The 3155-nt window shown below is 35.4% G+C and carries 5 protein-coding genes and 1 pseudogene; 2 read left to right on the forward strand and 4 right to left on the reverse strand.

Annotation, left to right across the window (positions count from 1 at the left end; genetic code table 11):
- Positions 1 to 266 (reverse strand): SDR family oxidoreductase (locus tag H540_RS0121850; RefSeq protein WP_028402385.1); only part of this gene is annotated, 266 nt, incomplete at its 3' end.
- Positions 267 to 451: 185 nt separating this feature from the next.
- On the opposite strand from H540_RS0121850, the gene H540_RS0121855 reads away from it, so the two are divergent.
- Positions 452 to 718, forward strand: coding sequence for a group II intron reverse transcriptase/maturase (locus H540_RS0121855; RefSeq protein ID WP_028402386.1), 267 nt, complete (start codon positions 452 to 454; stop codon positions 716 to 718).
- 89 nt (positions 719 to 807) lie between these two features.
- Positions 808 to 1032: an HNH endonuclease gene (locus H540_RS34885; RefSeq protein WP_342666102.1), complete on the forward strand. Its 225-nt coding sequence runs from the start codon at positions 808 to 810 to the stop codon at positions 1030 to 1032.
- Between the two features lie 174 nt (positions 1033 to 1206).
- On the opposite strand, the gene H540_RS30630 is transcribed toward H540_RS34885, so the two are convergent.
- From H540_RS30630 to H540_RS34890, 3 genes and pseudogenes are all read right to left on the reverse strand, one after another.
- Entirely contained in the window at positions 1207 to 1737 is a 531-nt protein-coding gene (locus H540_RS30630) for a DinB family protein (RefSeq protein ID WP_081415240.1), read from the reverse strand.
- Between the two features lie 310 nt (positions 1738 to 2047).
- The gene (locus H540_RS0121865) at positions 2048 to 2896 is read right to left on the reverse strand and encodes an aldo/keto reductase (RefSeq protein ID WP_028402387.1); all 849 of its coding nucleotides are present in this window, start codon (positions 2894 to 2896) and stop codon (positions 2048 to 2050) included.
- Between the two features lie 165 nt (positions 2897 to 3061).
- Positions 3062 to 3155: pseudogene (locus H540_RS34890) on the reverse strand (oxidoreductase); the annotation flags it as partial.

Below are 3155 nucleotides of genomic sequence, written 5' to 3' on the forward strand. Positions count from 1 at the left end.
TTCAAGAAGATTACATCGACACCACCAAAAGTGTCTTTAGCTAGTTGAACAAGCTGCTGACTATCATCTGGATTAACAACATCTGTGACGCGATAAGCAACTTGTCCACCAGCTTTTTGAATTTCCTCAGTCAATGCTTTTAATTTGTCTTCGCGACGAGCGCCTAAAACAACTTTAGCACCTTTACTAGCCAATAGTTTTGCAGTTGCTTCACCAATTCCAGATGAAGCTCCAGTGATTATAACTACTTTGTTTTCAATTGTCATTTTGTTTTTCATCCTTTCATTTGAAATAAAACTACAATTGATGTTTTCTCGACATCTGTAAATAATTTATAATATAAAGAGAAACAAAACAAGGCATAGAAATCGTTAATTTAACCGGTTTTGTTGGTTACGCAACAAATCGATAAAAACTGTCGTTTATTTTAAGAAAGCAGGGTGTTTTTAACATGACTAAAGTAGATAGAAGGGTTGCTAGAACTCAACAACTAGAGTACCGTGGAGTTGTTGAATACTACAGATTAGCCTACAATCTAAAAAGTTTAGGCAAATTAAGATGGGCAATGGAACAGTCCCTCGCCCGAACTTTAAGTACGAAACTGCGCCTAAGTGTTAAGAAGGAGCTTCATAAGTTCCGTAAAACTTTGAGGGTAGACGGTAAACTCAGAAAGGTTTTACAAGTCCAATTAGAGCGCGAAAATGGTAAAAGCAACTGACAGCACATTGGGGCGGTATCTCTCTAGCGAGGAAAAAGAACGCAGTTCTAATAGATTCTCCCCCAACCATCTGGAACGGAAGAAACGAACTGGTTCAAAGACTACTCGCAGATTCATGTGAGGTATGCGGTTCTCAAAACAAAATAGAAGTGCACCATATCAGAGCATTAAAAGACTTGGAACGAAAAGGACAAAAAGAAAAACCAAGATGGGTACAGATAATGGCAGCGCAACAACGGAAAACACTTGTAGTATGCCCGAAATGTCATAATCAAATCCATGCAGGGAAATTAACACAAAAAATCACGGATTGAAGATACTGGAGAGCCGTGTGAAGGAAAACCTTCAAGCACGGTTCGGGGGAGGGTTGTTAAAAAGTGCTCACAAAGCAACTCGTCAGCAGTCTATTCTACACAACGTTAAGGATATTTCAGTATTAAAAATCCCAACCTCTTAGTAATATAAATGAGAAGTTGGGATTTAATAATTCAACAATAGGGGCGATTAATGGAATAAATTATAAAAGACTGAGATAAAGATCTATATATTAATTCGAATAAAAGAATATTGGGATCTTGTTTATAAAAATGGACAAGTATACCATGTAATTGCCCTCTATGATGATATAAATGGGCTAAAATATATAGTAGCCATTCGTAACGAGTGTACGTAACTCCCCAATAGGCTGTTTTTTTCTGTAATAGTTCATTTTCTGTATAAGCTGTATACCTTTCTTTTAATAAATTATAATTAGTTATCAACTCCTCTTTAATCTCCTCTTTACTTTTTATTAACTTAATTGAATAGTATTTATCCATTTCTTCTGAAGTTTTTTCATCCGAGATAAGTAAATCTGCTTCACAAATAGTTGCTATGTGTTTCAATAACTCTCCAATTGAATATTTATTCTCAGTTGGTCTTTTTTCTAAATCACTTTCCTCTAATTTATCTACAATTGATAATATTGTTTGAATAAGTACATTTATTTGATTAAAAACGCCCTCACGATATGCATTCATAATATCACTCCTTAAAAATGAGCATCTTCATTCACATCTAACATTACTAAAAATTGACTGTTTATTCAACGATATGCCCAATACAGGTATTTTTTATGTTGTGGCTACTGTCAAAAAGCCTGCATTCAAGTTATGCAATATTTCATTTGATTAAGGGACTTTATGACATATGGAGATTAGGGTGGTTCTCTTAACGTCGTCATATCAAGGGACTTTTGGGCTATACACCCCTTAGTGTTGTTAATCTGCGTTTCGCTGGTGGTACCCGAGACTCCTAACAAGAATAATTTCCTTCATAATCTAACTTTACTTACCACAAAGCTAGTGGCTCACTCACACTTGGTTCTGGATAGATAGAATCTATTTTAGCTAAATCTCCTTCTGTAAGATGAATGTTTGCTGCTTTTACATTATTCATAACATGTTTCGTATTACTAGACTGCGGAATAGCAATGGTCTGCCCATTCCGAATACACCATGCTAATAAAATTTGAAAAACATCTGCATGATACTTTTTCGAAATATCTAGTAAAACTTTTTGTTTCGTTAGATCAGCACCTAAACGATCACCTCTAGCTACAGGAGCATACGCCATTAATGGTATGCTATTTTCCTTCATCATAGGAACTAGATCGAAATCAATTCCACGATCTCCTAAGTTATAACGGACTTGATTCGTGGCACATTGCTGCCCATTGGGCAGTTTTAATAATTTCGTCATATCATTCACATCAAAATTAGAAACACCCCAGGATTTGATTTTCCCTTGCATTTTAGCTTTTTCCATTGCTTCTATTGTTTCTTCAATTGGAATACCGCCTTTCCAATGAAGTAAATAAAGATCTAAATAATCTGTTTTCAACCGTTTTAAGGAATTATCTAAACTTATGGGTAGTTGTTTTTTTGAAGCATTACTAGGAAGAACTTTTGAAACGAGGAATAAATTTTCTCGTTCAAAAGGTTCAATAGCATGACCCACTAAACTTTCAGAATCACCATCACCGTACATTTCAGCTGTATCAATCACTTGTATACCTGCTTCCAATCCCACTCTCAAAGCCTCTAATTCTTGTGTATACTTTTTCTTGTCATCTCCCATATTCCAGGTACCTAAGCCTATTGGAAAAACTTCTCTCTTAGCTATTTTCACTTTTTTCATGTTTATCAACTCCTTCATGTTCAGTAACAAGAGTTATTCGTTAAAACAAACTACTAAATCAAAAAAGGGAATGGTATCAGACAAAGAACTTTATCCCAGTGTAACCGTCCATAAGACTCCCACTTCAAGGCTTTGAGGTTTCAAAGAAGTCTTATCTTGTAATTATTACCAAGGTTGACTTGTTGGTCCAATTGTAAACTCATTAATGTTCGTATCTTCTGGCTGATCCATCGCGAATGCAACAACATTGGCAACTCGA

This window comes from Ectobacillus panaciterrae DSM 19096 (assembly GCF_000430785.1).
Lineage (GTDB): Bacteria > Bacillota > Bacilli > Bacillales > Bacillaceae_G > Ectobacillus > Ectobacillus panaciterrae.